Source organism: uncultured Gordonia sp., from assembly GCF_937858515.1.
GTDB lineage: Bacteria > Actinomycetota > Actinomycetes > Mycobacteriales > Mycobacteriaceae > Gordonia.
The window spans coordinates 13,615-40,158 of the sequence record NZ_CALLZT010000209.1; the positions used below are offsets into that span (position 1 = coordinate 13,615).

Below are 26,544 nucleotides of genomic sequence, written 5' to 3' on the forward strand. Positions count from 1 at the left end.
TACGCTCGACAAGCGATGACCACAGGCAGAACACGACAACGCAATACCGGCCGGTGGGCGCCCTGGCGTGATCTGCGCTGGGCGTTCATCGCCATCTGGCTGGTCTTTCTCGGCTATCCGATGGCCTCGCTGGTCTCGGCGGATGTGTCCGTCACCGCCAAGGTGATCGGCTTCGTCCTGCTGGCTGCATTCGCCGGCGTCTACCTCGTCACCTCGGTACATGTGTTGTCCGGACCACCCGGTCGTTCACGGGAGGGTCTGATCGCCCTGGTCGTGCTCACCGCGATCACCGCCGCCCTCACCCCGACGATCCACGAGAACGCGCTCGGCACGGGACCGTTCCTGATGGCGGTGGCGGCGTTCACGTTTCCGCTCGGCTGGGCGGTCGTCGTCATCACCGCGCTGCTGGCGGCGACGCTGCTGATCCCCACCTGGGCGTCGTGGGGGTCGGACACGAATATCGCGATAATCATGACGGTCGTCGCGTTCACGATGCTGGGCATCCGCTTTCTGCGGTCCCGCGAAACGGAACGGGAGGAGGCCGCCGAAGCGCAGCGCGCCCTCAACGAACGCCTGGCGGTGGTGGCCGAACGTGAACGTCTGGCCCGCGATGTCCATGACATCCTCGGCCATTCGCTGACCGTCATCACGGTGAAATCGGAATTGGCGGGCAAACTTCTCGACCGCGACCCCGAGCGTGCGCGTGTCGAACTCTCCGATATCAACACCATTGCCCGGCAGTCACTTTCGGAGGTACGCACCACCGTCGGCCAGATGCGCACACCTGATCTTCCGACGACGCTGGCCGCGGTGACGACGGCCCTGCGCGCGGCCGGTATCGACGCCGAGGTCCCCGAATCGGTACCCGACGGTATTCCCGACGTATTCACGTGGGTACTGCGCGAGGCGGTCACCAACGTGGTGCGTCACAGCGGTGCGACGCGCTGCGAGATCGAACTGACTCCGCAATCGATCATGGTGCGCGACAACGGTTCCGGAATGCATGATGCCGCGTACGGCAACGGCCTCGACGGTCTGTGCGAGCGCGTGGAATCGGCGGGCGGGCAACTGACCCTCGAATCCGGTACGGACGGAACGACTCCGCGAGCGGAGATCGAACCATGACGATCCGGCTACTGCTCGCCGACGACCAGGCGCTGGTGCGGGGCGCACTGGCCGCCCTGCTCGACCTGGAATCCGACCTTGAGGTGGTGGCACAGGTCGGGCGGGGCGACGAGGTGGTGGCGGCCGCGCTCGCGTCGTCGGCGGACGTGTGCCTGCTCGATATCGAAATGCCGGGCGCCGACGGTATCGAGGCCGCCGCCGCGCTTCGGGAGGCCGCGCCACAGGTGCGGTCACTGATCGTCACCACGTTCGGGCGGCCCGGCTACCTGCGTCGTGCCGTCGACGCCGGTGTGACCGGTTTCGTCGTCAAGGACACCCCGGCAGCCGAACTCGCCGACGCGGTGCGGCGCGTGCACGCCGGGCTGCGCGTGATCGATCCGACGCTGGCCACCGAAAGTCTCACCAGCGGCGACAATCCGCTCACCGCGCGCGAATGCGAGGTGTTGCGGGCGGCGTTGTCGGGTGCGCCGGTCGCGCAGATCGCCGCACAGGTGCATCTGTCGGCAGGTACCGTCCGTAACCACCTGTCGGCGGCCATCGGCAAGACGAACACGGCCACCCGCGCCGAAGCCGCACGCGTCGCGCGCGAACGCGGCTGGATCTGACCGCCGCGACCTCAGCCGGATCAGGGACGGGCGCTAACGTTGATCCATGTCCGTTCCCGCACCGCACCCGTTCGCGTCCACCACCGCCGAGTTCGCCGCCAATCTCGCCGCCGTGCAGGCCAACATCGCTGCGGCCGCCGAACGAGCGGGCCGCTCGGCCGACGAGGTCCGGCTGCTGCCGGTCAGCAAGACGGTGCCCGAGGACCGGCTGTGCCTGGCGATCGCCGCTGGATGTCATCGGTTGGGCGAGAACAAGGTTCAAGAAGCCAAACGCAAATCCGAGAGCCTGGCGAGGTTGGGCGTCGATTGGGCGGTCATCGGGCATCTGCAGACCAATAAGGCCAAGGATGTGGCGTCGTTCGCCACCGAGTTCCAGGCCCTGGACAATCTGCGGGTTGCGCAGGCACTGGACCGGCGACTGACCGACCTGGGCCGCACCCTTGAGGTGTACGTGCAGGTCAACACCTCGGCGGAGGAATCGAAGTTCGGTCTGCCACCCGAGGAATTGGCAGGTTTCCTGCGGGAGCTACCCCGGTACGAGACGTTGAGGGTACAGGGTCTGATGACGCTGGCCCTGTTCACCTCCGACACCGACCGGGTGCGGGAATGCTTCCGGACCCTGCGCACGCTCCGCGACCGGATGAGAGAGGAATCCCCCGACCTCATCGGGACCGGCGAACTGTCGATGGGCATGTCCGGTGACTACGAACTGGCCATCGAAGAGGGCGCCACCTGCGTCCGCGTGGGCCAGGCGATATTCGGTGCCCGCAACACCCCCGACAGCAAATACTGGCCTCCTACCCGACCGCAGGACTGATTGATCAGGCTTTCACATAGGCGGATTCGAACATTACGGTCCGGCCGCCGGCCCGGATACGCGAACCCGGAATGAGAATGTGCGGACGCCCCGGTGCGAGCCTGACCTCCACCGTGTTGGGCGTCGAGACGTACGTGCCGTTGGCCGAATGCAGATCCAGGATCTGAACCGTCCACTCGACGAGCCGGAACTCCACATGCTTACGTGACAGCAATCCAGAATCGTCCCGGACCTGGACCAACCTGGGCGCGCCCTGCGGTTGCGCGCCCGGACCCGACCCGGTGAGCCGGCCCAGCACCAGGGTTTCGTCGAGGAGGATCTCAGGGCCCTGATCGAGGATCAGCCGGCCCAGCGGAGGCCGCTCCCCCTTGACCAGCACCCCGGGGCCCAGCGCGAGCGGCTGCCTGCACTCGGCACACCAGCGCGCCTCGGGATGATTGAGATGACCTTGGGGACAACGTATTCCGTAGGCCATCGGGCGAGAATGCGCGACATCGGTTACTGCGTCGACACCGCCGGAAGACGGACCGGACCGTTGTACCCGCGGCTCAGGCGGGCCCGGCTGCGCAATGTACGCCTCATCGAATCTCGTGGGCGCTGCCCGTCCTGGACCTGCGGGAGCAGGTCTCGCCGGTGGCGTGTGCTTGGCACCCAACGGTTCGGTGTCCCCCGGTTCAGCGTCCCCCGGTTCAGCGTCCCCCGGTTCGCTGCTTCTCGGTCCGGCGACAGCCGGTGCATCCCCGGGCAACGGTTCGGTGGCAGCCAGATCTTCCGGTGACCACGGCTCGGTGCCGCCCAGAGCTTCCGGTGACCACGGCTCGGTGCCGCCGAGGTCTGCCGGTGACCACGGCGCGGTGTGGACCGGCGTGTCAGCGGCGGGCGCATCCGCCGGAGGGGCTTCTGTGTGTGATGGAGTCTCCGCGGGAGAAGGGGTTTCGGTGGCGGGCAGGGGTGCGGTGGCGGGCAGATCACCGGTCGACGGACCCGATTGCGCCGCAGGCCTGGGCGTGTCGGCGGCGGACTTGAATTCGGGGGCCGGTTCGGACCCGGCCGCCGCGCTGCGCAGACGCGCCTGCTGACCGGTGTCGGGAACGATCTGCGTACTGCGCAGGCCCACCGGCACGTGCAGCAGCGCACCCGCGGCCGGCACGATTCCCCGCACCAGGTCGAACTGCTCCCGGCCGGGTTCAGCCGGCTTGGCACCGGCCAGGTACATTCCAAAACCCTCGTGCGACCACGGTAACGCCCGGTCGAACGGCTCGCCCGGTCCGGGTTCGATGCGCTGCCCGTCGGCTTCGGCGAACACCCGCCCGTTCAGAAAGGCGGCGATGCCGACCCGGTCGGTGGCGGCGAAGGCGATGTCGACCTCGTCATCAGCGCTGGCCACCAGCTGGGCGATGGCGCGCGCCAGGTGCCTGCCGCGACGGGTGACGCCTTCGGGTGTTTCGACGGCGGACTCGATATCGGCGATCGCGTCGAGCACCTCCGCGGGTACCGCTGCCGCCACGACACAGAAGAACGCCGGTGTCCGGATGACAACCCCATCGCCCGGAACCAGCGTCACCTTCGGTAATTCGCCAGACATTTCCCCACTGTATCCCGGCGAGGGCACCGGGCCGTTCCCGCGTCGCGAACTGTTTCCCGCCGATCGGATGTCGCGATATCGGATAAGCAGGAAGAGGTTTGCGACGCGCAAGTTTTGATATGTCAGACTTGGGGTGATATTTCAACGTGAGGAGTCTTCGCATGGCCAACGCCGCCTATCGCCCCCGCCGCTCGACGCTCGCAGTACCCGGTTCCAGCCAGAAGTTCATCGACAAGGCGCGTACGCTCAATCCCGACGCCCTGTTCCTCGATCTGGAGGACGCCTGTGCGCCGGCCGCCAAGGCCGACGGCCGCGTCAACATCGTCAAGGCACTAAACGAGGGCGGTTTCGGCGACACCACCCGCGTGGTGCGCATCAACGACTGGACCACCGAGTGGACCTACCGCGACGTCGTCGACGTCGTGAGCGGCGCCGGGGCGAACCTCGACTGCCTGATGCTGCCGAAGACACAATCGGTGGCGCAGGTGCAGGCACTGGACATGCTGGTCACCCAGATCGAAAAGGCCGAGGGTCTTGAGGTGGGCCGCATCGGTTTCGAGATCCAGATCGAGAACGCACGCGGCCTGCTGGCGGTCAACGAGATCGCCGCGGCCAGCCCGCGCAACGAGACGCTGATCTTCGGTCCGGCCGACTTCATGGCGTCAATCCAGATGAAGTCGCTGGTCGTGGGCGAGCAGCCCGACGGCTACGACACCGGTGATGCCTATCACCACATCCTGATGTCCCTGCTGATGGCCGCCCGCGCCAACGACCTGCAGGTGATCGACGGCCCGTACCTGGCCATCAAGGATCTCGACGGCCTGCGCCGCGTCGCCGGACGCTCCGCCGCCCTCGGGTTCGACGGCAAGTGGGCGCTGCATCCGACGCAGATCGACATCGTCAACGACATCTTCTCCCCCCGGCAGGCCGACTACGACCACGCCGAGAACATCCTCGACGCCTACGACTGGTGCACCTCCGCCGCAGGCGGCGCGCGCGGCGCGGCGATGCTGGGCGACGAGATGATCGACGAGGCCTCCTGCAAGATGGCACTGGTCGTCTCGGCGAAGGGCCGGGCTGCGGGGATGTCGCGGACCGATGTGTGGACTCCGCCGCAGTAGCTTGCTGATATATCAGTAGGGCATTAATGTGTCTGCATGTCGTCAGCGCAGCCCTTGACTGATTCCACCGTCACCGCCGAGGTGTTCGCGGATATCTTCCGCGAACACCCCGCCGGTGTCGCCGTCGTGACCGCGGACGCCGGTGACGGTCCGGTCGCGATGACCGTCACGTCGGTGTCGTCGGTCGACGTCGCTCCCCCGATCCTCATGTTCTCGGTGTCGGGACGATCCTCGAGCGCGCCGACGATTCGTGCGGCGCAGACCGTTGTCGTGCATCTTCTCGACGCCGACGATGTGGAGATCGCAAAACTCGCAGCGACACATGGCGTCGACCGGTTCGCCGATACCTCGTCGTGGTCGCGACTGCCCACCGGCGAACCCCGCTATCACGGCACCCGCGCCTGGATCCGCGGGAAGACGGTCTCCTCGATGGACGCCGGAGATGCCACCATCATCGCTGTAGAGGCGCTGGAAGTCGGTGCGGCCGAAGGTAAGTCGGCAGATCCACTGGTCTACCACGCCCGCACCTGGCACGGCCTCGGCGATCACAGCAAACTCGACCCAACCGGCGGCCGCATCTGACAGGAAGCCGCCCACCTCGCCAGCTACGAGGTGCAAGGTCACCCAGCGACGAGCCTCGAAACCCTTTCGAGCGGACAATGTCGTATCACCGGGTTTTGAGCCTCGCGGCGCTCGCACCTCAACCGGTGCGGGGTAGCCGCTGTCGGCAGATCAGCGGCGGCCGAGGTGATCGGCCAAAAGCTTGGCGGCGATGTCGAAGTGGCCTTCGGCGATGCGGCGGGCGGCGACTCCGTCGCGGGCCGAGAGGGCGCGCACGAGGTCCTCGTGGTCATCGAGGGAGCAGGGTACGCGTTCGGGGAACAGGGCGAAGAAGCGGCGCGGGATCATCCTGCCTGCATCCGAGAGCATGCCGATCAGGCGCGGTGATCCGCAGGCGCGGTTGATGGCGGCGTGAAAGAGCCAGTTGAGGGTGGTGATGTCCTCGCCGGACTGGGAGGCGACCCGGATCTCACGCTGGAGTTCTTTGACGCGCAACAGGTCCCGTTCGGAGATCTTGCCCGCCGCCCATTGCGCGGCCACCCCGGACAGCGCTGCCATCAGCTGGAAATTCTCGATGGTGGACTCAGGTGAGACACCGATGACGGTGACCCCGCTGCGCTGGACGACCTTCACCAGTCCGTCCTGCGCAAGTGCCAGGCAGGCCTCGCGGACGGGCGTGCGGCTGGTACCGAACTCGGCGGCGTATTTGTCGAGGTCGATGCGCTCGCCCGGGGCCAGTTCGCCGGCCAGGATCCGTTCGCGCAGAACCTCACCGACGCGTTCGCGGCCGGTACGCCGGTCCACGGGGTCCGCGTCGACCTCGCCGACCACCCAGGGCCCCTGCACTGCCTCACTCACCCGACACACCTCTCATCCGCAGATACCCCAGTATCGCCGAGTCCGCCGCCACGCCTTGACGGACCGCCGTCACGTCTATAAATATATCAGTTATTGAGTGATACGTTTCATCTTGAGAGGCATACCAATGACCGAATCACGTACCGACAAGCTCACACTCGTCGCGTTCATGCAGGCATCCAACGTGTCGGTGTTCTCCGGCTCGTGGCGTTACCCCAGCTCAGCCGCCGACTACCTCGACCTGCGCTACTACCAGCGCATCGCCCGCACTCTCGAGGACGGCAAGTTCGACCTGATGTTCTTCGATGACCGCCTCGCGATGCCCGCGATCTACGGCAACTCCCCCGATGAGGCGATCCTGCGCGGTGCCCGCCCCATCAAGCTCGACCTCACGGCCATCCTCGGCGCGATGGCCGCCGCCACCGACCACCTCGGGCTGGGTGCCACCTACTCCACCACCTACTACGAGCCGTTCCACGTGGCGCGCACCTTCGCGACCCTCGACCACCTCAGCCGCGGCCGCGCCGCCTGGAACGTCGTCACCTCCGTCAATGACGCCGAGGCCCGCAACTTCAGCGTCGACGCGCACACCGAACACGACCGCCGCTACGACCGCGCCGACGAGTTCATCGACGTCGTCAGCAAGCTGTGGGATTCGTGGGAGGACGACGCGATCGTCGACAACCGCGCCGAGGGCGTGTTCGCCGACCCCGACAAGGTCCATGAGCTCGGCCACAAGGGTGAGTTCTTCTCCGTCCAGGGACCGCTGACCGTGCCCCGCACCCCGCAGGGCCGCCCGGTGATCATCCAGGCCGGCCAGTCCGGTCGTGGCCGCCAATTCGCCGGCAAATGGGCTGATCTCATCTTCACCGGCAACCCCAGCCAGGCCATCGCGCAGGAACACTACGCCGACCAGAAGGCGACGATCGCAGCCGAGGGCCGCGACCCGAACAGCGTCCGTATCCTGCCGATGGTGTACGTCATCACCGGTGAGACCGAGAGCATCGCCCGCGAGAAGGAGGCGATCTTCCTCAACGAACTCGTCCACCCGCAGGCCTCGCTCGCCCTGCTGTCGGAGGTCACCAACTACGACTTCTCCGGCCACAGCCTCGATGACGAGATCACCGACGAACTCGTCGACTCGATCTCCGGCATTCGCGGCCTGGTCCAGGGTGTCAAACGGCACCTCGGGGATCAGAAGATGACGCTGCGAGTGCTGGCCAACCACCGTGCGACATTGCTGCAGGGGCCGCGTTTCGTGGGTACCGGCGAGCAGATCGCCGACCAGATGGCCGACTGGTTCAACTCCCGTTCCTGCGACGGATTCGTCATCGCCGCAACACATTTCCCGGGCGCATTCGAAGACTTCACCCGACTGGTGGTGCCGGTACTACAGGACCGCGGGCTGATGCGTACCGACTACACCGGCAACACCCTGCGCGAGAACCTGGGCCTGGAACGTCCCGACAACCTCTTCACCACGCCCGCCGCCGAGACCCCGGCAGAGGCCGAATCGGTCCCCGAGGTCGTCGGTGTCTGAGAACGCGAGCACCCCGCCCCGCAGCGACATGCTCGCGGGGATCCGGGTGCTGGACATGGCGACGCTGGCCGCCGCACCGCTGGCGGCCACCTACCTCGGCGAGTTCGGCGCAGACGTCATCAAGGTGGAGCAGCCGCAGGGCGGCGACGCCATCCGCGGCTGGGGCGTCCAGCGCAACGGCGTCGGCCTGATGTGGAAAAGCGTCGGTCGCAACAAACGGTCAGTCACCATCGACCTGCGTACCGACGAGGGTCAACGACTCCTGCGTAAGTTGGCCGCCGAGTGCGATGTGGTGGTGGCCAACACCCGGCCGCTGACCCTGCGCAAATGGGGACTGGACTACGAGCAACTGCGCCAGGTCAATCCGAAGCTGGTGATGCTGCACATCACCGGCTTCGGCCTCGAAGGCCCCAAGGCACCGCGGCCCGGATTCGGCACCCTCGGTGAGGCGATGAGCGGATTCGCCCATCTCACCGGCGAAGCCGACGGCCCGCCGACGCTCCCCGCGTTCATGCTGGCCGACGGGGTGGCCTCACTCAACGCCGCCTACGCGGTGATGATGGCGCTCTACCATCGCGACGTACACGGCGCCGACGGGCAGCTCATCGACATCAACCTGATCGACCCGCTCGCCCGGCTCGTCGAACAGTCACTGCTCACCTACGACCAGACCGGTGACATCCCGCGCCGGGCCGGCAACAAATGGGATATCTCCGCGCCCCGCAACACCTATCGCACCTCCGACGACAAGTGGCTCGCCCTCTCGGCGAGCGCACCGACCATCGCGATGCGGGTGTTCCGGGCCATCGGGCGTGCGGATCTGGTGGAACACAACGACTTCGCCGATCCGCAGCGCCGGCTCGCCAGAGCCACCGAGGTGGATGCGATTGTCGCCGGGTGGGTTGCCGCCCGCACTCTCGAAGAGGCGATGGCCGTGTTCGAGGACGCCGAGATCGCCGCCGCCCCCGTCTACGACATCACCGACCTCATCGACGACGAACAGATGAAGGCGCGCGGGGTCTTCGTCCGCATCGACGACGACGACCTCGACAGCATGCTGGTGCAGGCGCCGGTGCCCCGGTTCTCCGGCAATGCGGGCATCGTCGACACCCTCGGACCGGCGCTCGGCGCGCACACAGACGATGTTCTGGCCGAAGTGCTCGGTATGGATGCGGCGGCGATCGCCGACCTGCACGAACGCAAGATCGTCTGACCCTTTAACCGACAGAAGGCCATTCACCGATGACCACCTTTAGCCGGCCCATCCGGCGCCGATCCGAGCTCGCCACGCCCGCCTCCAATGAGCGCATGTTCGCCAAGGCGGCGGCGTCGGCAGCCGACCTTGTCTTCCTCGACCTGGAGGACGCCTGCGCACCGGCGCAGCGAAAGGAATCCCGCGCCAAGGTCGTACACGCCCTCAACGACTATGACTGGGGCGACACAGCCCGGGCGGTGCGTGTCAACGACATCACCACCCACTGGGCGTACGGCGACATCATCGAGGTCGTCACCGGTGCGGGCAACAACCTCGACACCATCATCGTCCCCAAAGTAACCGCCGCACGCGATGTCTGGTGGGTCGACGTGCTGCTCACCCAGCTCGAGACCGATCTCGATCTCAAGCGACAGATCCGGCTCGAAGTGCTCATCGAGGACGTCGCCGGGGTGGCGCACGCCGAGGCGATCGCCACCGCCAGCCCACGCCTGGACGCGATCATCTTCGGTGCCGGCGACCTGAGTGTGTCGCAGGGCGCCCGCGTCGACACCAATTTCGTTCCGCGCGATCCGTATCCGGGAGACTTCTGGCACTACGCACGGATGACGGTGCTGACCGCGGCCCGGATCGCCGGCATCCTCGCCATCGACGCCCCATATCCCGACTTCGCCGACGCCGAGGGCTACGAGCAGCAGGCGCGGTACGCGGCCTCGCTCGGTTACAACGGCAAATGGGCCATCCATCCCTCGCAGATCGACCTGGCCAACGCCGTGTATTCACCGACGCCCGAAGAGGTTTCGCGGGCCCGCCGCAACCTGGAGGCCTACCGGGAGGCAGAGGCCCGCGGGCTAGGCGCCACCAGCGTCGACGGTCAGCTAGTCGACGCCGCCCACGTCAAACTCGCGCAAGCCGTTCTGGCACAGGCCGATCGGCAATAGCTACCTCCACTGCCGGGTAATGCAGCTATTCCCGTGAGCCTCGAAACCACGTGAGACGACAACGTCATCTTGCGTGGTTTCGAGGCTCGGTCACTGGGCGACCTCACACCTCATCGCTGGCGGGGTGGTCGGTCTTCCCGTCGCAAGGGAGAGCCCCTCAGCCGACGGCGCGGCGGTATTCGTCGTCGGAGACGTCGCCGTAGTAGAGGTTGCTGCGCGGTCCACTCGGCAGATGCTCGAACACCGGATCCTCGTCGTCGATCTCGAGGACGACAGCGCCTCCCGGGCGGCGACGGCGTGGTAGTTCGGGTACCACCGGACGTAGTCGCGCCTGTTGTTCTTCGCGCTCACGACGGCGTGCCTCCTCGCGCCGCAGGCGGGCCGCACGTGCTTGCCGCTGTACCCTGGCCTGCTGCTCTCGGACAACAGCCCGGCGCAGGAACGCCAGATACGCCACGAGGCTGATCGTCACCAGGAACAACAAGACCCAGCCGATCGCGCCGAGCACGAGCCCGGCGATGATCGAGCCGAACAGCACCGCGATCAACCCGAGAAGAACCCGCTGACGCTCCTCGTATCGGGCTTCGGAATGTTTGTCGGCCAGACTTTCCTTGGATCGCGACGGCGAGACCCTGCGCGGCGCGGTGGTGGTCACCGGGGCTCGCTCAACCCGCGCGGGAACCGGCATCGCCTCGGCAAGCAGGTCGTCATCAATCAGATCTTCTTCCGGATCGTCGGCGGGCTCGGGATCGTCCAGGTCGCCGGATACGGTGTCAACAGTATCCGTGTCGTCCGAACCGGTGACGTCCGAATCGGTTTCGGGGGCCTCGTCCGGCTCATGGTATTCGCCCTCGGTGCGATCTGTCTCATCCGATGGAACCTCAGTATCCTTCGGGTTCAGGTCGACGCCCAGTGTTGTCACGGTGACCTCGTTGTCCACGCCTTCGGGAGTATCGTCCGCTCCGGCACCGGCGGCACCGTCCGCGCCGACATCATCCGCACCGGTACCGTCCGCAACGGCACCGTCCACACCGGCATCGTCCGCGCGGGACGCATCGACAACCGGAGATTCGCTCGGCTCCGCATCGTCGGCGGCGGTGACGTCCGCGCCGACCTGGACCGCCTGAAGTTCGGCTTCCTTCTTCTCCAACAGCGCGATCGCCGTCGGCGATGGGGCGCGCGAAGGTTTGTGTGCCGGATCGGAGGGATGCGCACCGGGCTTCTTACGACCGGCGGGAGCACGTGCGCCACCGCGATGCAATGTGCGCGTCGAGGTGGCGATCACCGTGGACATACGCGTCTGCGGCCTGCCTCTGTTGATCACCATCGGCACCAGTACGAACAGCCACACGGCGACAAGGCAGACCCACAGGAGGGAGTTGGGCATCGGATGACTCCTTCGCTCATACTGCAACCGCCACTCTGGTCACATTGCCACCGTGAACAATGTATGACCGATCACCGGCGCCGTGGCGTAGACGCGCCGGATTGCACCGGATCAGCCCGACGTTCTCAGCAAACGCTTAGGGCGTGTCTCCCATCCCTTTGTACGGTCTCAACGGCTCAGTGGATATGGCAGGCACGCCCTAGAAACTCGCGCGGCCTGAGCGGACCAGTGCCTCGACCGCCGTGCCCGGCAGCTCCTCGACCGTCAGCGCGAACAACAGGTGATCACGCCACTTGGAGTCGACATCCATGTAGCGCTTGAGCAGGCCCTCATTGCGGAAGCCGACCTTCGTGAGCACCGCCTGCGATGCCAGGTTGGCCGGTTGCACGGTCGCATCGAGACGGTGCAGCCCGATCGGGCCGAAGCAATGATCGACACCGAGAGCCACCGCCGCGGTGGCGATACCGCCGCCGAAATGATCGGAGTCGATCCAGTATCCGATCCACGCACTACGCACCGCCCCCCGCTGGATGTTCCCGACGGTCAGCTGCCCCACATACCGCCCGTCGAGCTCGATGACGTACGGCAAGACGGTGCCCCGTTTGGCCTCAGACTTGAGAGCCCCGTACAGCGGCCCCCACTGGCTGCGATGATGCCGCTGCGCCCAGCTACCGATTCCGGTCGGTTCCCACGGCACCAGCGACTTCTCGTTGCGGATGCGCAGATCACTCCAGATCTGGCCGTCCCGTAGACGGATGGGCCGCACGCTCACCATGCCCGCGGATGTCCGCAGTGGGCCCAGAGTCGACTGCCACGCCTTGGTATGCGGACCACCGAGCCAATTCAGCACACCAACCACCTCGACTGGGAAAGGCCGGACAAGGAACAGGTCCGTACGGGCGATCTACACGATCAGACCGGACGGAACCCTGCGCCGTAGGTGCGGTAGTAGTTGAGCTGGTCGAGCACGACCGACACCTTGGTGGCGATCATCGGGGAGTAGATCGGGATCGCCGGGTGCATGCATTCGACGATGAGGCCCGCATTGGTGAACGGGATCGCCACCCCGGCGCCACCGGTGAGGATGCCGACGAGCTTGCCGTTCGCGATCACCGGTCCGCCCGAATCACCCGGGGCGGCGCAGACGTAGTTGAGGGTCTCGTAGCTGCGGGCGCTGTTCTCCATCACCCGACCGCACGAATAGCCGGTGGTGCGGCCCGACTTGCAGACCCGCTGACCCGCGGCGGGGTGCTGCCCGATCCCGGTGACGGTGGCCCGGCCGACCGTCCGCACCGGACGCACCGCGGCCTTGTTGAAGTTGATGACCGAGTAGTCGACCTGCTTGTTCTTGACCACGATCATGCCCACGACGCCGGACCGGCGGCTCTCCAGGGCCACCTTGGATCCCACGTTGCCGCAGTGTCCCGCGGTCAGGCCGATCAGCCGGCCTGCCTTGTCGTATCCGGCGACCGCCAGCGTGCACGCCGCCGACCCGTCGACGACGATCGCGGTGCCGGGGCCCACGGCGTAGCCGGGGGCTGCCTGCGCCGGCGATGCCACGAGTCCGGCGGGAATCAGAACGGCGAGCACTCCGGCGAGAGCGACCAGGATCCGCGAGGCGGTAGGCATAAATCTCCGATCGAGATGGATGGCGTCGGGCACGGCCTATCCCACAGGGGACGACCGTTGTGAAGTGAGAAACCCGACCGCGACTCTAGCGCACTCATCCCGGCAGTGCGAGAACGCACAGTCAGCCACCCGCGCGAGAACGCGCACTCAGCCTCGCTGCGCGGGAACGCGCACTCAGCCTCGCTGCGCGGGAACGCGCACTCAGCCTCGCTGCGCGGGAACGCGCACTCAGCCTCGCTGCGCGAGAAACGCGACCTCGACCTCGTCGCCGGTGCCGAGTTCCTCGACCTCGGGTTCGACGATGATCAGGCAGTTGGCGTCGGCGAGTTCGGCCAGCAGATGCGAGGAGCCGGTCGGCGAGGCACCGAGCACTTGCACCAGATACTCCCCCGACCGTTCGTCGCGCATCAGCTGGCCGCGCAGATAACCCTTGCGGCCCGCGACCGACACGATCGGCCCGATGGTGCGGGCCCGCACGGTGCGTCGCATCGGCTGACGTTTGCCCAGCGCGATGCGGATGAGCGGCCGCACGATCACCTCGAACGCCACCAGCGCGCTGACCGGATTGGCCGGGAGCAGGAAGGTGGGCACCTCGTCGCGGCCGAGCCTGCCGAAACCCTGCACGGACCCGGGATGCATGGCGATACGGGCCACCTCCAGGTCACCGAGGTCACTGAGCGCCCCGATCACCGCACGCGAGGCGCTGCCGCCGACCGCGCCCGTGATGACCACGACCTCCGACCGGATCAACTGGGCCTCGACCACCTCACGCATCCGCGAGATGTCGCGTTCGGCGATGCCGACCCGGTTGACGTCCGCGCCCGCATCGCGGCCGGCGGCGGCGATCGCATAGCTGTTGACGTCGAAAACCTGCCCCGGACCCGGATCCCTGTCGATGTCGACGAGTTCGTTGCCGATCGAGATGACCGACATCCGTGGCCGCGGATGAACGAGTACGCGTGCCTGCCCCACCGCGGCCAGCAGACCGACCTGTGCGGGCCCGATGATCGCGCCCGCGCGCACGGCGACATCGCCGGGGGCCACGTCGTCGCCGACACGCCGGATGTAGTCACCGCTGCCCACGCCGTGCCCGATCTTCACGCGCTGCTCACCGCCGTCGGTCCAGCGCAACGGCACCACCGCGTCGGCGAGGGTCGGCATCGGGGCGCCCGTCTCGACCCGCACAGCCTGGCGCGGCTGCAGCCGGGTGGGCGTCCGCGCCCCGGGCGACACGTCACCGACGACGGGCAATCCGACGATCAGTGGTTCACCCGCTTCCAGGTCGACGAATTCGGCGCCGCCGTGATCGAAGTCGTCGAGGTCTCCGGGCGCCAATTGCCCGGCGAGGGCGACGTCGACCGCACGCACGGCATAGCCGTCGATCGCAGCCTGGTCGAACCCCGGCATCGGCCGCTCGACGACGACCTCTTCGGCGCACATGAGACCTTGGGCCTCGGAAATCGCCACCCGCACCGGCCTCGGCGCCACCGCCGCAGCGGTCACCAAAGTCAGATGATCCTCGACCGAACGCATGTCACCTCTCGCACCTCATGAGCCGCCGGTGCAACGTTATCCGGCCCTACCTCCGTGGGAAAACCTACCCTGTGGGACGGCAGATGCGCCGACGGGAAAGCGGGCGCGCCCCGAATGCCCTCACTCGGAGAGCCGTTTGGTCAGCCACTCGCGCAGTTCGGGGCCGTAGTCGTCGCGGTCGAGGGCAAAATCGACGGCCGCCTTCAGGTATCCGCCCGGATTGCCCAGGTCATGACGGGTGCCGTGGTGCACCACCACATGCACCGGCTCGCCTTCGGAGATCAGCAGCGCGATGGCGTCGGTGAGTTGCAGCTCACCACCGGCTCCTGGCGTGATGCGGCGCAGTGCGTCGAAGATCTTGCGGTCGAGGATGTACCGCCCGGCGGCGGCCAGATTGGACGGCGCATCCTCCCGCCTGGGCTTTTCCACCATGCCTTTCAGACGCATGACGCGCGGATTGTTGGCATCGGGCAGTTCCTCGACGTCGAAGACACCGTAGGCGCTGATCTTGTCGTCGGGAACCTCGATGGCGCACAGCACCGAACCGCCGCGGCGCGCCCTGGTACGGGCCATCACCTCGAGGACACCGCCCGGCAGGACCAGGTCGTCGGGCAGCAGGACGGCGATCGCGTCCTCGTCGTCGTCGAGATATTGCTCGACGCACCCGACGGCATGTCCTAGGCCCAGCGGTTTGTCCTGGACCACCGAGGCGACTTCGAGCAGCGACGGGGCCTTGCGCACCTTGGCCAGCATCGCGTTCTTGCCACGCTTGGACAGAGTGTTCTCCAGGACGAGATCCTCGACGAAGTGGGCGACCACACCGTCCTTGCCCGGGGAGGTGACGATCAGCAGACGTTCGGCACCGGCCGACTTGGCCTCCTCGGCGACGAGTTCGATGCCCGGGGTGTCGACGACCGGCAGCAACTCCTTGGGCACCGTCTTGGTGGCGGGCAGAAACCGCGTGCCCAGACCCGCAGCCGGGACCACCGCGGTCCGTGGGATCGGAGGTGTGTTGGGGACCGTCTCGTATTCGGCGGACAGATCCGCGTGTGCGCTCGTTGGTGCCATGGATCCACCCTAGGCTGTGACCCAGGCCGGTGCCGCGTGTGCGCCGAGTACGTCACAACTTCGCAGGCATCACGCAGCGGGTACCCACGTGCGGCACACGGGATACATCGCGTGCACCGCACGGGATACATCGCGTGCACCGCACGGGCACATATCGGCAGGAAGGATCGTCGTGACCGGTACGAAGGACGAGATGCGTGCGGCTGTTCGCGCGGCACGTCGGGGCCGGTCGGAGGCCGATCGCGAGCAGGCCGCCAAGGATCTGGCCGAGTGGATGACCTGCGCACCGCTGAGGCTCGAATACGACGTGGTGGCCGCCGCCTATGTGCCGTCGGGAACCGAACCGGGTTCCCGGGCGATGCTCGACGCGCTGACCGGGCAGGGGGTCAGGGTGCTGGTCCCGGTGGTGCCGCCCGGCGCTCCGGACGCACTGGACTGGGCGCGCTACGACCCCGCGGACACTCTCTCGGTGGCTCGGTTCGGCCTGTACGAACCCGGCGGCGGCAGACTCGGCGCCGACGCCGTCGAGCGGGCATCGGTGGTGTTCCTGCCCGCGATGGCCGTCTCCCGCACCGGTGTCCGGCTCGGCCGGGGCGCGGGCTACTACGACCGTTCACTCGGCTCCACGAGCGCGGAGCTGGTCGCGGTGGTGTACGACGACGAACTCATCGACGATCTGCCGGCCGACGAGCACGACGTGCCGGTCGACTGGGTGCTGACGCCCGGCGGCGGATTCCTGCGCTGCGAACCCCGCTAGAATGTGACTCCTAAGCGGACGCCCCGGCGGTGCTCTTGGTGGACGAGGACGACGAGCTACCGGCTGATGACGAACTGCTCGAGGTCGAGTCCGACTTCGACGAATCCGACGACTTCGAGGACGAGGAGTCGGACGAACCGCTGCTCGACGACTCCGAACTGGACGCCTTCTCCGAGGCGGAGGAGCCCGACCGCGAGTCCGTGCGGTAGAAGCCGCTGCCCTTGAACACGATGCCGACGGAGTTGAACAGCTTGCGAAGGCGGCCCGCGCACTCGGGGCATTCGGTCAGGGAATCGTCAGAGAACGACTGGACGACGTCGAACTTGTTGTCGCATTCCGTACACGCATATGAATAGGTGGGCACCACAACCTCCGGATATCTGAACCTGCCGACGCGTAGTCTAACCGAAATTGGCACTCCGTCATTCCGAGTGCCAACCCGGGTGTCATTCCGAGTGCCAACCCGGGTGATATTCCGAATGCCGATCGGGCTCGGATGTCCGAGCCCACGCATGCCACTGACGGTTCTGTCAACCCGGATTTCCCCAGGTCACAACGTTGTCCACAGATTCGGAACGATGTCCGGGCGATCGGTGATACGCGCTTAGCGTTGACGCATGCCGCCGTTCCGCCGTGACCTTCTCGCACCCCGATTCATCGATCGTGTCCGCCACCTCGCCCGTCCGTCGTGGGCCCGCTCGGTTGTCGTCCGCAGGGTCGCGGCGATCGTCCTGATCGTGGCGGCCGTCGGGGTGGGCATGTCCGGGCAGGCGGACGACGCCGGCCGGGCGGTCGTGGTCGCAGCACGCGAACTGCATCCCGGTGTCCGATTGTCCGCCGCGGACGTGTCGGTGAGCCGGGCACCCGGCGCCCTGGTGCCCGATGGCGCGTTGCGGCTGACCGCGGACGGGATCGGCCGCACGGTGGTGTCCCATATCCGCCCCGGCGAGATCCTGACCGACGCCCGGGTGCTCACCCCGCGGCTGCCCCGGCAGTTGACCGGACGCGCCTTCGCCAGACTCGTGCCGGTGCGGCCCGCCGACACGTCGGTGGGTTCCATCCTGCGCGAGGGCGACGTCGTCGACGTCCTGTCACCGGACTCGGTGGTCCTGGCGCGTGGCGCGATCGTCGCACTTACCGCAGGCATCTCCCGATCCGCCGGACCGCTGGCCGGATCGGGCACCGCGACGGCACCGATCCTGCTGGCGATGGACGAGCGGTCGGCCCACCGGGTCGCGGCCGTAGGCCTCGACTCAGCCCTGGCCCTTGTTCTCCACTGAACCAGTACCTCGCCTACCAGTACTCCACTGACCCGAACTGCCTGGCCGGACGGCCGGCTGCATCACTGCCAATACCGGTATCGACCCGTCTCGAGATCGCCGACACGCGCCGACACCGGGAGAAAGTACTACCGCTCGCTTATCATCCTGGATAGGCTTCACGCGAGTGCACTCGGAGTCACTGTGGTCGCAACGACCACATTCGCCGGTCGCACGGAAGTACCAGAAGTGAAGTACCAGAAGTACTGGACAATCGACGTACTGACGAGCAGGTATCGACCACACGAGAGGAACGCCGTGCTCAAAGGCTTCAAGGAATTCATACTCAGAGGCAACGTGGTCGAGCTGGCGACCGCCGTGATCATCGGCGGTGCGTTCACCGCGATCGTCACCGCCTTCACATCCAGCATCATCGAACCGCTGTTCGCCGCCATTCCCACCGGCAGCTGTGACTCGGCTCCTGCCGCGACTGAAGCGGCCGAAGGCACCATCGCCGGACCGATCCAGAGCTGTCCACTCGGCTTCAAGATTCTCAGCGACAACGAAGCGACCTTTATGGACTTCGGCGCGTTGCTGACCGCGATCATCAACTTCCTGATCATCGCCGCGGTCGTCTACTTCCTCATCGTCATGCCGTACACCAAGCTCTCCGAGCTGCGTAAGAAGGACGACGAAGAGGACGGCGACGACGAGGTGTCGCTGCTCACCGAGATCCGCGACCTACTCGATGCCGACGGCACCATCGCCGCCAAGAAGAAGGCCGCAGAAGAGAAGGAAGCGGCCGAGAAAGCCGCCGCCGCCGCGATCCCGACCGGGGCCACCCAGCGTTTCGCGACCCCGCCGCCCGCGCCGCAGGGCCCGCCCCCGGGTGGTCCTGGCTTCAACGCCCCGGGTGGACCGCCGCAGTTCGGCGCTCCGCCGCCCGCCGGTGGCTTCCCGACGCCACCCCCGGCTCAGGGCAACTACCCGGCACCCGGCAGCTATCCCGGCCAGTTCCCCGAAGGTGAGTTCCCCGGCGACGATGGGCCCAGACACTCCCGCTGATGGGAAGCACCCTCCCAGCAGGTTGAGGTGCGAGGCCCCGCGAGCCTCGAAACCTGGCGAGACGACAATGTCATCTCGCGAGGTTTCGAGGCTCGTCGCATTCGCTCCTCACGCCTTAACCGGCGGGATGGTTGACCGGTTGTGACGGCCTGCCGAGCAGGAAGTTGTCGGCGACGGCCTTGACGTCGCCGGAGAACACCGACCCGACATGGCTGCCCTGGTACCAGTGCACCCGCCCACCCCAGTGCTGATGCAGCCGTTGGGCGGCCGTGACCGAGGTGATGCGGTCGTTGAGCGCGGCGATCACCATTCGCCGGTCCGGCTCGGCGTACGGTTCGACGCTGAGCGGATCCATCACGGCCGACACGGTCCGCACGGGTTCGCTGCTCAGCAAGTCGGCCATCAACTTGCCGCGGATACCGCCGCGGGACATGTGGTGGGTGAGGGTGCGGTGCATATCGAGCATCGGCACCGTCGCCATCACCGACGACACCCGCGGATCGAGCGAGGCCACCAGCGCCGCGATCGGCCCGCCCAGCGAGGTGCCGGCGATGGTGATGTCGATCGGGTCGTGGGTTTCGATCCAGCCGATCAGCGAGCGGATCTCGGCGACCGCCCGCATCGTGATCAGCACGTTGAGGATCGGGTCGAAACCCGGATACGCCACGCCCGGCACGCTGCGCGGCCCGTGGGCGGGAAGAACCGGCAGCACGAGCTCGAAGTCCAGATTGTTGTGCAGGTGCGCGGCCCGGAAGGTGAACAGGTCGTCGGGCCTGCCCTGGGCGGCGCCGTGTACCCAGATCAGCCAGCGGCGCCGCGAACCGCCGTGGCTCAGTACCCGCGCCGATGCCTCGTCGTCGGCGGCCGGGTCGAACCCCGCGACGGACGCCGGCAGTGGGTCGTTGACCCGGAACGTGATCTGGTCGTACGGCGTGGCCATGAATCGGCGCGACTGCCGGGACAGGATCTCGGGCGGTCCGGGATCCTGGTTGGCCCCCCGGACGCCGAGGGTGGCGAACTCGTCGGCGATCACCGCACACCGGTCCACGTAGGCGGTGATCGCCTCGTCGGCGGGGATGTCGCGCAGCACCGAGTTGATGGCGATGAAGAACTCATCGAAGACGGTTTCACCGACGGCCCGAGGTCCCCATCCCGACCGGGGACGACCGCTGCGGGTGTCGCGGATGTGCGCGATCCGGGCGCTGCGCAGCGACCGGGGTACCACCTCGGCGAACATATAGGCCCGGCTGAACCCGGTCTCCCAGCTTTTCAACGCTTTTCCTCTATCTTCAGACCGTCGGAACCGCTGTCCGACTCGAGCCAGACCAGACGCGGACTTTCCGGCAGGTCCAACGCCCGGGATACCTCGTTGAGCGAATCATGAACGCGCTCAAGGAAACTGTGCGGATCAGGCATCGACTCGGGGGTCGACACCAGACCCATCGTGATTCGGCCCGCGTAGCTGTAGGCGGTCAGGTTCACGTCGGCGGGTGCGATCGCCAGCGCGAACGACACCCAGTCGACCACCTCGATGTCACCGACCCAGCGGGTCTTCTTGGGCCCCGGCATGTTCGCGGTGGTGATGTTGTTCATGACCCGCGGCATGCGGTGCGCCGCCAGAATCCGGAACACCGGTCCGAGCCGCCCTGTGTAGGCCGACGTCTTCTCCGTCAGCTCGAAACCGACCTGCCGTCGATAGGCGACGGCCTCCCCGCAACTGGTGGCGGTCTGCTTGACCCGCTCCACCGGATCCTCCAGGTCCGCCCGCAGATACGCTGCGGCAGTGGCGATCTCGTTTCCCCAGGTGCGGGGCGAGGTGATGTCCTTGCACACCCCGAACACACTGACCTGGGCTCCCGGATCCTCACCGCGAGACAGCAGTTCGGCGCGCATCGCACCGGCGATCACCCCGTGCAGGGCGCCGTTGACGGTGGTCTCGGTAGCCGTCGCGATCTTCTGCACCGCGGCCAGCGGGATGTCGCCGCTGGCGCACACCCGCACGGCACCACTCGGGGTGTTGAAACTGTTGCGCGGCACCGCGAGCGGCTTGGGCAGAGTCGGCGTGCTGCTCTTGAGATGCGCGGCGCGGGCGAACCCACCGACCATTCCCGGCATCGCCCGGATCAGGCGGCGCGATTCCTCACGCGCCATCCTGCCCAGCACCCGGCGATCGGCCGGCGCCGAGGTGGGGTCGATGGGCGCGGGCTCGATGACCCCGCCCTCCTCCGATGTGGCGCCCCTGAACGTGTTGAGCGCGGCCAGGCCGTCGGCCACCGCGTGATGGATGCGCACCACCACCGCCTGGCGACCGCCGGTGACCCCGTGCACCAGAGTGAGCGCCCACAGCGGACGGTGCCGGTCCAACTGCCGCACGGCCAGCCCGGCGAGCACCGCGTCGAGTTCCGTCCGCCTGCCCGGTGCGGGCAGGGTGACCTCTTCGAGGTGGTTTCGGATGTCGAATTCCTTGTCGCGCACCCAGAACGGCCGGGCCTGATAGGCGGGCAGCCGCTCGAGATGCTGGGTGGCCCGCGGGAACCTGCCCAGATACCGCGGCAGGACGTCCTCGAGTTCACGCAGTGTGACGGGCTTTCCCCGGCGCGAGGTGTCGATGACCGCGATCTTGAGCGTGTGCATCGGCGTCGTGCGTGTCTCCATATTCAGCATGAGGGCGTCGGGCCCGCTCAGCCGTTCCATGATGTCCTCACCCCACTTTCGCTTCGGGGCCGCCCGCCACCGGGCCACCGCCGAGTGCGCGCTTGAGCACCTTGCCGGTCGCGTTGCGGGGCAGCTCATCGAGGAAATGAACCTCGCGCGGCACCTTGTAGCCGGCGAGTTGCGCCTTGACGTGCTCTTTGAGGTCGGCTTCGCCGAGTTCGGCACCGGGCCGGCGCACCACGTACGCGGCCAGCCGCTGACCGAACTTCTCGTCGTCGACACCGATCACGGCCACCTCCCCGACACCCGGATACGCGCCGAGCACCTCTTCGACCTCCTGCGGGTACACGTTCTCGCCGCCGGAGACGATCATCTCGTCGTCGCGGCCCACCACGAACAACAGTCCGTTGCCGTCGATGCGGCCGACGTCGCCGGAGACCATGTGGTTTCCGGCGAACGCCTTAGTGTTGCCGGAGGTGTAGCCGTCGAATCCGGAGTTGCTCTCCACGACGATCCGTCCGATCTCGTCGGTGCCGAGCACGTGGTCGTCGTCGTCGAGAATCCGGACGTTCGTCCCGGTGAGGGGACGACCGGCGGTCTCGGGGGCGATGCGCATATCGGCCGGGGTCGCGGTGCTGATGAGGCCGGCCTCGGTGGCGTTGTAGCTGTTGTAGACGATGTCGCCGTAGCGGTCCATGAACGCCAGCAGCGCCTCGGTCCGCATCCGCGAACCGCTCGCGGTGACGAACCGCAGCGACGGCGTCGGCCGGGCGTCGAGCACCTCGGCCGGCAGGTCGATGATGCGCTCGAGCATCACAGGCACAACCGCCAGGCCCGTGGCCGAATGCTTGCGCACCAGGTCGAGCGTGCCCTGTGGATCGAACCGGCGGGCCATGATCATCGTGCAGGTCATGGTCGAGGAGATGGCCATCTGGCCGAATCCCCAGGCATGGAAGACCGGTGCGGCGATCACCGTCGACTCCCCCGCACGCCACGGAATGCGCTCGAACATCGCGGCCAGCGACGAGACGTCGGTGCTGCCGCCGCGGCGCGCTCCCTTCGGTGTGCCGGTGGTACCCGAGGTGAGCAGCACGATGCGACCCGCCTTGGCCGGACGCTTTGCGCGGTGACCCCAGTGCGCCTCGATCAGTCCGTCCAGCGAATCCGTGCCGGCCACGTCGGCATCCGGATCTTCGATCCACGCGCGCACCACCCGCAATCCGGGCAGCCGCTGCACGGCCGGACCGAGGAGTCCGTCGAACTCGTCGTCGGCGATGAGCACGTCGACGTTCTCGCGCTCGAGCACGTCGGCGAGCTGTGGTGCGGCGAAACCGGTATTGAGCAGCACCGAGTCGGCGCCGAGTCGCGACACCGCGGCGATCGACTCGACGAGGCCGCGATGATTGCGGCACATGACCGCGACGGTCGACGCGCGCGGCATGGCGGCCAGCGCCGCGGCCAGGGCGTCGGCCCGCCGGTCCAGTTCACCCCAGGTGACCGGTCCGGCCTCATCGATGATCGCGATGCCGTTCGGGTTGCGGGCGGCTGCCAGGCCGATGCCGCTGACCGGTGACGCACCGCCGTGCCGGTACATGGCCAGCCCCATCCGCGCGTACTTGTCGGGCCGCAGCAGTGCGAGAAACCCGCTGCCGACCAGTTCGCGGACCACCCAGATCAATGCCATGATCCGGCCGCGGACCGCTGCCACCACACCGGTGATGTCCATTCCCCGCCTCATCGTCTCTCGTCGGACCTTTCTTATGTCGTATTCCCGGGCCAGGCCTGTCAGTCCTGCCCCGTCAACCGATGATGGGGAACCGCCGATCGGCGGCGAGACCGTCGAGCGCGTGCTGCATCCGCTTGCGGATCTCCGCATCGACGACGTCGATATCGGGATCATCGCCGAATTCGTCGGCGATGTTGATCGGGTCGAGGACCTCGGTGACCAGCTTGGACGGCAACGGGACGTTCAGCGAGGCACCGAGACTCAGGCCGAACGGGAAACCGAAGATGAACGGGGCGGAATCGGCACGGATCAGTTTGTCCAGGCGAAGCAGCTTGGCCAAGGTGTCGCCGCGGTTGATGAACCACTGCGTCTCCTGCCCTCCGATCGTCACGATGGGCACGATCGGCACGCCGGCCTTGAGTGCGGTCCTGACGTAGCCGGTGCGGCCACCGAAGTCGATCTTGGCCATGTCGGAGGTGGGCCGCATCGCATCCCACGTCCCGCCGGGGAACACCAGCGTGGCGGCACCCTCCTTGAGTGCGCGGACGGCGTTCTTGGGGTGCGCGGGCAAGAAGCCCACCTTGCCGAAGATGTCCTTACCCGGTCCGGTGAACACCAGGTCGTGGGCAAGGGTGTACAGGGGCCGGTCCTCGCCGAACTGGTCGGCAAAGGCGACGCCGATGACCGGCACATCGAAGGCCATCATTCCGCCCGAGTGGTTGGACACCATGAGCACGCCACCATCAGGCACCTTGTCCATTCCGGTGACCTCGGACCGGAAGTAGGTCTTGGCGATCAGGCGCAGCAGCGGCAGGACCCGTTTGACCCAGTCCTCGTCGCGTGCCACCAGATCGGTGCGCAGCCCATCGGTCGTGTCCCCTTGAGCCTTGTCCCCGCCCGGCTTGGCCTCGCCGGCCGGTGCCGTTGGTTCGTCGGTCATCTTCTCTCGCACTCCTCCGCGCCTGTCGTGGCGCTCCCCCGGGCGATCACCTGCTGCGATCGCCTCCGGTACAGCCGACCTCGCCGTCACTACATCCTAAATTAGAACACGTTACAGTTTTCTGAGTATCACCAACTCGGTCCGGCAACCAGCTTACGGGTCGCGACGCTATAGATAGGCTTACCGTATGGACTTTCAACATCACGATCTACCCGACGACGAGATCCGCCGCCTCGCCGGCCTGTACGGACCCCTCGGCGCGGCGGTCCGCGAGTTGATCGACGCCGCGATCCGCACCGAGGTCGACGACGACACCATCCGCGCGGCCACCACACAGATCTCCGATATCGCCGCAACGCTGCGCACCACACAGATCGACGGTGCGTTCGGCGTGCGATACAACTCCAACGGCAGCGGCATGGCCTGGGGAAACGCCGTGATCGGGCTGTCCAACGGTGTCGCGCCTCCACTCACCCTCACCTACCCGCCCGAGGGCGGCTCGGCCGCCGAATTCACCCTCGGCGCACCGTATGAGGGACCGCCCGGCTGCGTCCACGGCGGTATTTCGATGATGGTGCTCGACGCGATCCTCGGCTCGGCCGCCGCCCGCGACGAACAGGCCGCCTACACCGGCACCATCACCGTGCGCTTCCTGCGGCCGACTTTCTTGTTCACCCCACTCAAGGCGACCGCCCACGTTGCCGAGCGGGCGGGCCGCAAGAAGATCGTGCGCGGCTCCATCTCCGACTCTCAGGGCGACACCGTCGTCGCCGAGGGCGTGTTCATCCTCCCCAAGGAATCGAATGCACGCCCGCTCACCAGCGTCGACGGCAGCGCACAGCGTCCCGACTAGAGTGGCTGGAGTACGCGCACAGCCCTGCCCCCGGAACACCCAGGAGACATCGTGCTCAAGACCGGCGACACCGCGCCCGACTTCACCCTGCCCGACCAGGACGGCAACCCCGTCACGCTCTCGTCGGTGCTGGCCGAGGGCCCGGCGGTGCTGTTCTTCTATCCCGCGGCGCTAACCCCCGGCTGCACCAAGGAGGCCTGCCACTTCCGCGACATCGTCGGCGAGTTCACCGCGGCGGGCGCACGCGTCCTGGGCATCAGCGCCGACGATGTGACCAAGCAGAAGACCTTCGACAAGACGTTCAGTCTGGGCTACCCGCTGCTGTCGGACGCGGACAAGTCGGTGGCCCGGCAATACGGCGTGAGCCGGCGCATCGGCATCCTGCCAAACCAGCGGGCCACCTTCGCCATCGGCGCCGACGGGGTGATCGTGGCGGCCGTACACAGCGAGATCAACATGAACGTACACGCCGACGCCGCACTCAAGGCGCTGGCCAAGAGCTGAGTGGCTACAGCACCTGCGACAGGAATGTCCGCAGACGCTCGGATGCGGCGTCGGTGAAGATCTGTTCCGGCTTGCCGGTCTCTACCACCACTCCCTGGTCCATGAACACGACGTTGTCGGAAACGTTTCGGGCATAGCCCATTTCGTGGGTGACCACGACCATCGTCATGCCGCCGGAGGCGAGGTCGGCCATCAACGCCAGCACGCCCTTGACCAGTTCGGGGTCCAGTGCCGAGGTGGCCTCATCGAAGAACATCACCTGCGGCTCCATCGCGAGTGCCCGCGCGATGGCCACCCGCTGCTGCTGTCCGCCCGACAGGTTGGCCGGCCGGGCGTCGGCCTTGTGCGCAAGGCCGACGAGTTCGAGCTGCCGCAGCGCCGCCGCCCGCGCTTCATCCTTGTTCAGGCCCTTGAGTTTGCGGGGGCCGAGTGCGATGTTGTCGGCGACGCTCTTGTGCGGGAACAGGTTGAAGTGCTGAAACACCATCCCGATGCGTTTGCGCAGGTCGTCGGGGTTGTCCTGGAGTACCGACCGGCCGTCGAGGGCGATGTCGCCGCTGTCGGGTTCGTGCAGACGGTTCAGGACGCGCAGGAGCGTCGACTTGCCCGATCCCGAGGGCCCGATCACCGTGGTGGTGGTGCCGGCGTCGACGTGGATGTCGACGCCCTTGAGCACCTTGTTGTTCCCGAACGCCAGGTGCAGACCGGTGCCGGTGAGCGACACCGCCTGCTTGGTGGTTGTGGATGTGGTTGACACAGTGTCTCTTTCGGGTTCTCGGTCTCTTTCGGGTTCTCGCGGCTA

The 26,544-nt window shown here is 67.1% G+C and carries 26 protein-coding genes; 13 read left to right on the forward strand and 13 right to left on the reverse strand.

The window, feature by feature from the left end:
• Nucleotides 1-15 precede the first annotated feature (15 nt).
• From Q0627_RS20350 to Q0627_RS20360, 3 genes are read left to right on the forward strand one after another with little or no spacing between them, the layout of a single operon-like run.
• The gene (locus Q0627_RS20350) at nucleotides 16-1,125 is read left to right on the forward strand and encodes a sensor histidine kinase (protein ID WP_298812326.1); all 1,110 of its coding nucleotides are present in this window, start codon (nucleotides 16-18) and stop codon (nucleotides 1,123-1,125) included.
• Nucleotides 1,122-1,730, forward strand: coding sequence for a response regulator (locus Q0627_RS20355; RefSeq protein WP_298812329.1), 609 nt, complete (start codon nucleotides 1,122-1,124; stop codon nucleotides 1,728-1,730). Before Q0627_RS20350 ends, Q0627_RS20355 begins: the two co-directional genes overlap by 4 nt.
• A 46-nt stretch (nucleotides 1,731-1,776) precedes the next feature.
• Nucleotides 1,777-2,547 (forward strand): YggS family pyridoxal phosphate-dependent enzyme, encoded by a 771-nt coding sequence (locus Q0627_RS20360; RefSeq protein ID WP_298812332.1) that lies wholly within the window; start codon nucleotides 1,777-1,779, stop codon nucleotides 2,545-2,547.
• A 4-nt stretch (nucleotides 2,548-2,551) separates the two neighbouring features.
• Here Q0627_RS20360 and Q0627_RS20365 read toward each other — a convergent pair whose 3' ends face one another.
• Complete coding sequence (locus tag Q0627_RS20365) at nucleotides 2,552-4,132, reverse strand: FHA domain-containing protein (protein ID WP_298812334.1); 1,581 nt, start codon at nucleotides 4,130-4,132, stop codon at nucleotides 2,552-2,554.
• A gap of 161 nt (nucleotides 4,133-4,293) precedes the next feature.
• Here Q0627_RS20365 and Q0627_RS20370 point away from each other — a divergent pair, with 161 nt between their 5' ends.
• Both Q0627_RS20370 and Q0627_RS20375 read left to right on the forward strand, forming a co-directional pair.
• On the forward strand, nucleotides 4,294-5,253 hold the full coding sequence (locus Q0627_RS20370; RefSeq protein ID WP_298812336.1) for a CoA ester lyase: 960 nt from the start codon (nucleotides 4,294-4,296) through the stop codon (nucleotides 5,251-5,253).
• A gap of 36 nt (nucleotides 5,254-5,289) precedes the next feature.
• Nucleotides 5,290-5,835 carry a flavin reductase family protein gene (locus Q0627_RS20375; protein ID WP_298812338.1) on the forward strand — a complete coding sequence of 182 codons (546 nt, stop codon included), beginning with the start codon at nucleotides 5,290-5,292 and terminating at the stop codon, nucleotides 5,833-5,835.
• A gap of 150 nt (nucleotides 5,836-5,985) precedes the next feature.
• Here Q0627_RS20375 and Q0627_RS20380 read toward each other — a convergent pair whose 3' ends face one another.
• Complete coding sequence (locus tag Q0627_RS20380) at nucleotides 5,986-6,672, reverse strand: GntR family transcriptional regulator (protein ID WP_291013108.1); 687 nt, start codon at nucleotides 6,670-6,672, stop codon at nucleotides 5,986-5,988.
• Nucleotides 6,673-6,799: 127 nt separating this feature from the next.
• Here Q0627_RS20380 and Q0627_RS20385 point away from each other — a divergent pair, with 127 nt between their 5' ends.
• From Q0627_RS20385 to Q0627_RS20395, 3 genes are read left to right on the forward strand one after another with little or no spacing between them, the layout of a single operon-like run.
• Nucleotides 6,800-8,212: an LLM class flavin-dependent oxidoreductase gene (locus Q0627_RS20385; RefSeq protein ID WP_298812342.1), complete on the forward strand. Its 1,413-nt coding sequence runs from the start codon at nucleotides 6,800-6,802 to the stop codon at nucleotides 8,210-8,212.
• A 28-nt stretch (nucleotides 8,213-8,240) separates the two neighbouring features.
• The gene (locus Q0627_RS20390) at nucleotides 8,241-9,425 is read left to right on the forward strand and encodes a CaiB/BaiF CoA-transferase family protein (RefSeq protein WP_298812497.1); all 1,185 of its coding nucleotides are present in this window, start codon (nucleotides 8,241-8,243) and stop codon (nucleotides 9,423-9,425) included.
• Nucleotides 9,426-9,454: 29 nt separating this feature from the next.
• Complete coding sequence (locus Q0627_RS20395) at nucleotides 9,455-10,366, forward strand: CoA ester lyase (RefSeq protein WP_298812345.1); 912 nt, start codon at nucleotides 9,455-9,457, stop codon at nucleotides 10,364-10,366.
• 157 nt (nucleotides 10,367-10,523) lie between these two features.
• Here the strand turns inward: Q0627_RS20395 and glpR are convergent, their stop codons facing one another.
• The 5 genes from glpR to Q0627_RS20420 form a co-directional block, all read right to left on the reverse strand.
• Nucleotides 10,524-11,753, reverse strand: a complete 1,230-nt coding sequence (gene glpR, locus Q0627_RS20400; protein WP_298812348.1) for a gephyrin-like molybdotransferase receptor GlpR — start codon at nucleotides 11,751-11,753, stop codon at nucleotides 10,524-10,526.
• Nucleotides 11,754-11,952: 199 nt separating this feature from the next.
• A complete protein-coding gene (locus Q0627_RS20405) occupies nucleotides 11,953-12,603 on the reverse strand; it encodes a GNAT family protein (protein ID WP_291013120.1) in 651 nt (216 codons plus the stop codon).
• Nucleotides 12,604-12,665: 62 nt separating this feature from the next.
• A complete protein-coding gene (locus Q0627_RS20410; protein ID WP_298812352.1) occupies nucleotides 12,666-13,415 on the reverse strand; it encodes a S1 family peptidase in 750 nt (249 codons plus the stop codon).
• Between the two features lie 195 nt (nucleotides 13,416-13,610).
• Complete coding sequence (gene glp / locus Q0627_RS20415; protein WP_291013125.1) at nucleotides 13,611-14,915, reverse strand: gephyrin-like molybdotransferase Glp; 1,305 nt, start codon at nucleotides 14,913-14,915, stop codon at nucleotides 13,611-13,613.
• Between the two features lie 120 nt (nucleotides 14,916-15,035).
• Nucleotides 15,036-15,983 (reverse strand): UTP--glucose-1-phosphate uridylyltransferase, encoded by a 948-nt coding sequence (locus tag Q0627_RS20420; RefSeq protein WP_291013127.1) that lies wholly within the window; start codon nucleotides 15,981-15,983, stop codon nucleotides 15,036-15,038.
• 172 nt (nucleotides 15,984-16,155) lie between these two features.
• On the opposite strand from Q0627_RS20420, the gene Q0627_RS20425 reads away from it, so the two are divergent.
• Nucleotides 16,156-16,740: a 5-formyltetrahydrofolate cyclo-ligase gene (locus tag Q0627_RS20425; protein WP_298812360.1), complete on the forward strand. Its 585-nt coding sequence runs from the start codon at nucleotides 16,156-16,158 to the stop codon at nucleotides 16,738-16,740.
• 10 nt (nucleotides 16,741-16,750) lie between these two features.
• Here Q0627_RS20425 and Q0627_RS20430 read toward each other — a convergent pair whose 3' ends face one another.
• Complete coding sequence (locus Q0627_RS20430; protein ID WP_291013133.1) at nucleotides 16,751-17,104, reverse strand: FmdB family zinc ribbon protein; 354 nt, start codon at nucleotides 17,102-17,104, stop codon at nucleotides 16,751-16,753.
• A gap of 253 nt (nucleotides 17,105-17,357) precedes the next feature.
• Here Q0627_RS20430 and Q0627_RS20435 point away from each other — a divergent pair, with 253 nt between their 5' ends.
• Together Q0627_RS20435 and mscL are read left to right on the forward strand one after the other, a co-directional pair.
• The gene (locus Q0627_RS20435; protein WP_298812367.1) at nucleotides 17,358-18,020 is read left to right on the forward strand and encodes an SAF domain-containing protein; all 663 of its coding nucleotides are present in this window, start codon (nucleotides 17,358-17,360) and stop codon (nucleotides 18,018-18,020) included.
• A 297-nt stretch (nucleotides 18,021-18,317) separates the two neighbouring features.
• Complete coding sequence (gene mscL / locus Q0627_RS20440; RefSeq protein ID WP_291016992.1) at nucleotides 18,318-19,064, forward strand: large conductance mechanosensitive channel protein MscL; 747 nt, start codon at nucleotides 18,318-18,320, stop codon at nucleotides 19,062-19,064.
• Nucleotides 19,065-19,179: 115 nt separating this feature from the next.
• Here the strand turns inward: mscL and Q0627_RS20445 are convergent, their stop codons facing one another.
• The 4 genes from Q0627_RS20445 to Q0627_RS20460 all read right to left on the reverse strand — a co-directional run bounded on the left by Q0627_RS20445 (nucleotide 19,180) and on the right by Q0627_RS20460 (nucleotide 24,385).
• Nucleotides 19,180-20,337: an alpha/beta hydrolase family protein gene (locus tag Q0627_RS20445; RefSeq protein ID WP_291016987.1), complete on the reverse strand. Its 1,158-nt coding sequence runs from the start codon at nucleotides 20,335-20,337 to the stop codon at nucleotides 19,180-19,182.
• Complete coding sequence (locus Q0627_RS20450) at nucleotides 20,334-21,758, reverse strand: wax ester/triacylglycerol synthase domain-containing protein (protein WP_291016985.1); 1,425 nt, start codon at nucleotides 21,756-21,758, stop codon at nucleotides 20,334-20,336. Before Q0627_RS20450 ends, Q0627_RS20445 begins: the two co-directional genes overlap by 4 nt.
• Before the next feature lie 7 nt (nucleotides 21,759-21,765).
• Nucleotides 21,766-23,445 carry an AMP-binding protein gene (locus Q0627_RS20455; RefSeq protein WP_291016989.1) on the reverse strand — a complete coding sequence of 560 codons (1,680 nt, stop codon included), beginning with the start codon at nucleotides 23,443-23,445 and terminating at the stop codon, nucleotides 21,766-21,768.
• Between the two features lie 73 nt (nucleotides 23,446-23,518).
• Complete coding sequence (locus tag Q0627_RS20460) at nucleotides 23,519-24,385, reverse strand: lysophospholipid acyltransferase family protein (RefSeq protein ID WP_298812372.1); 867 nt, start codon at nucleotides 24,383-24,385, stop codon at nucleotides 23,519-23,521.
• Nucleotides 24,386-24,572: 187 nt separating this feature from the next.
• On the opposite strand from Q0627_RS20460, the gene Q0627_RS20465 reads away from it, so the two are divergent.
• Both Q0627_RS20465 and Q0627_RS20470 read left to right on the forward strand, forming a co-directional pair.
• The gene (locus tag Q0627_RS20465; protein WP_291016980.1) at nucleotides 24,573-25,238 is read left to right on the forward strand and encodes a PaaI family thioesterase; all 666 of its coding nucleotides are present in this window, start codon (nucleotides 24,573-24,575) and stop codon (nucleotides 25,236-25,238) included.
• Nucleotides 25,239-25,289: 51 nt separating this feature from the next.
• Nucleotides 25,290-25,742, forward strand: a complete 453-nt coding sequence (locus Q0627_RS20470; RefSeq protein ID WP_291016978.1) for a peroxiredoxin — start codon at nucleotides 25,290-25,292, stop codon at nucleotides 25,740-25,742.
• Nucleotides 25,743-25,746: 4 nt separating this feature from the next.
• On the opposite strand, the gene Q0627_RS20475 is transcribed toward Q0627_RS20470, so the two are convergent.
• Nucleotides 25,747-26,499, reverse strand: coding sequence for an amino acid ABC transporter ATP-binding protein (locus Q0627_RS20475; protein WP_291016975.1), 753 nt, complete (start codon nucleotides 26,497-26,499; stop codon nucleotides 25,747-25,749).
• Nucleotides 26,500-26,544 lie beyond the last annotated feature (45 nt).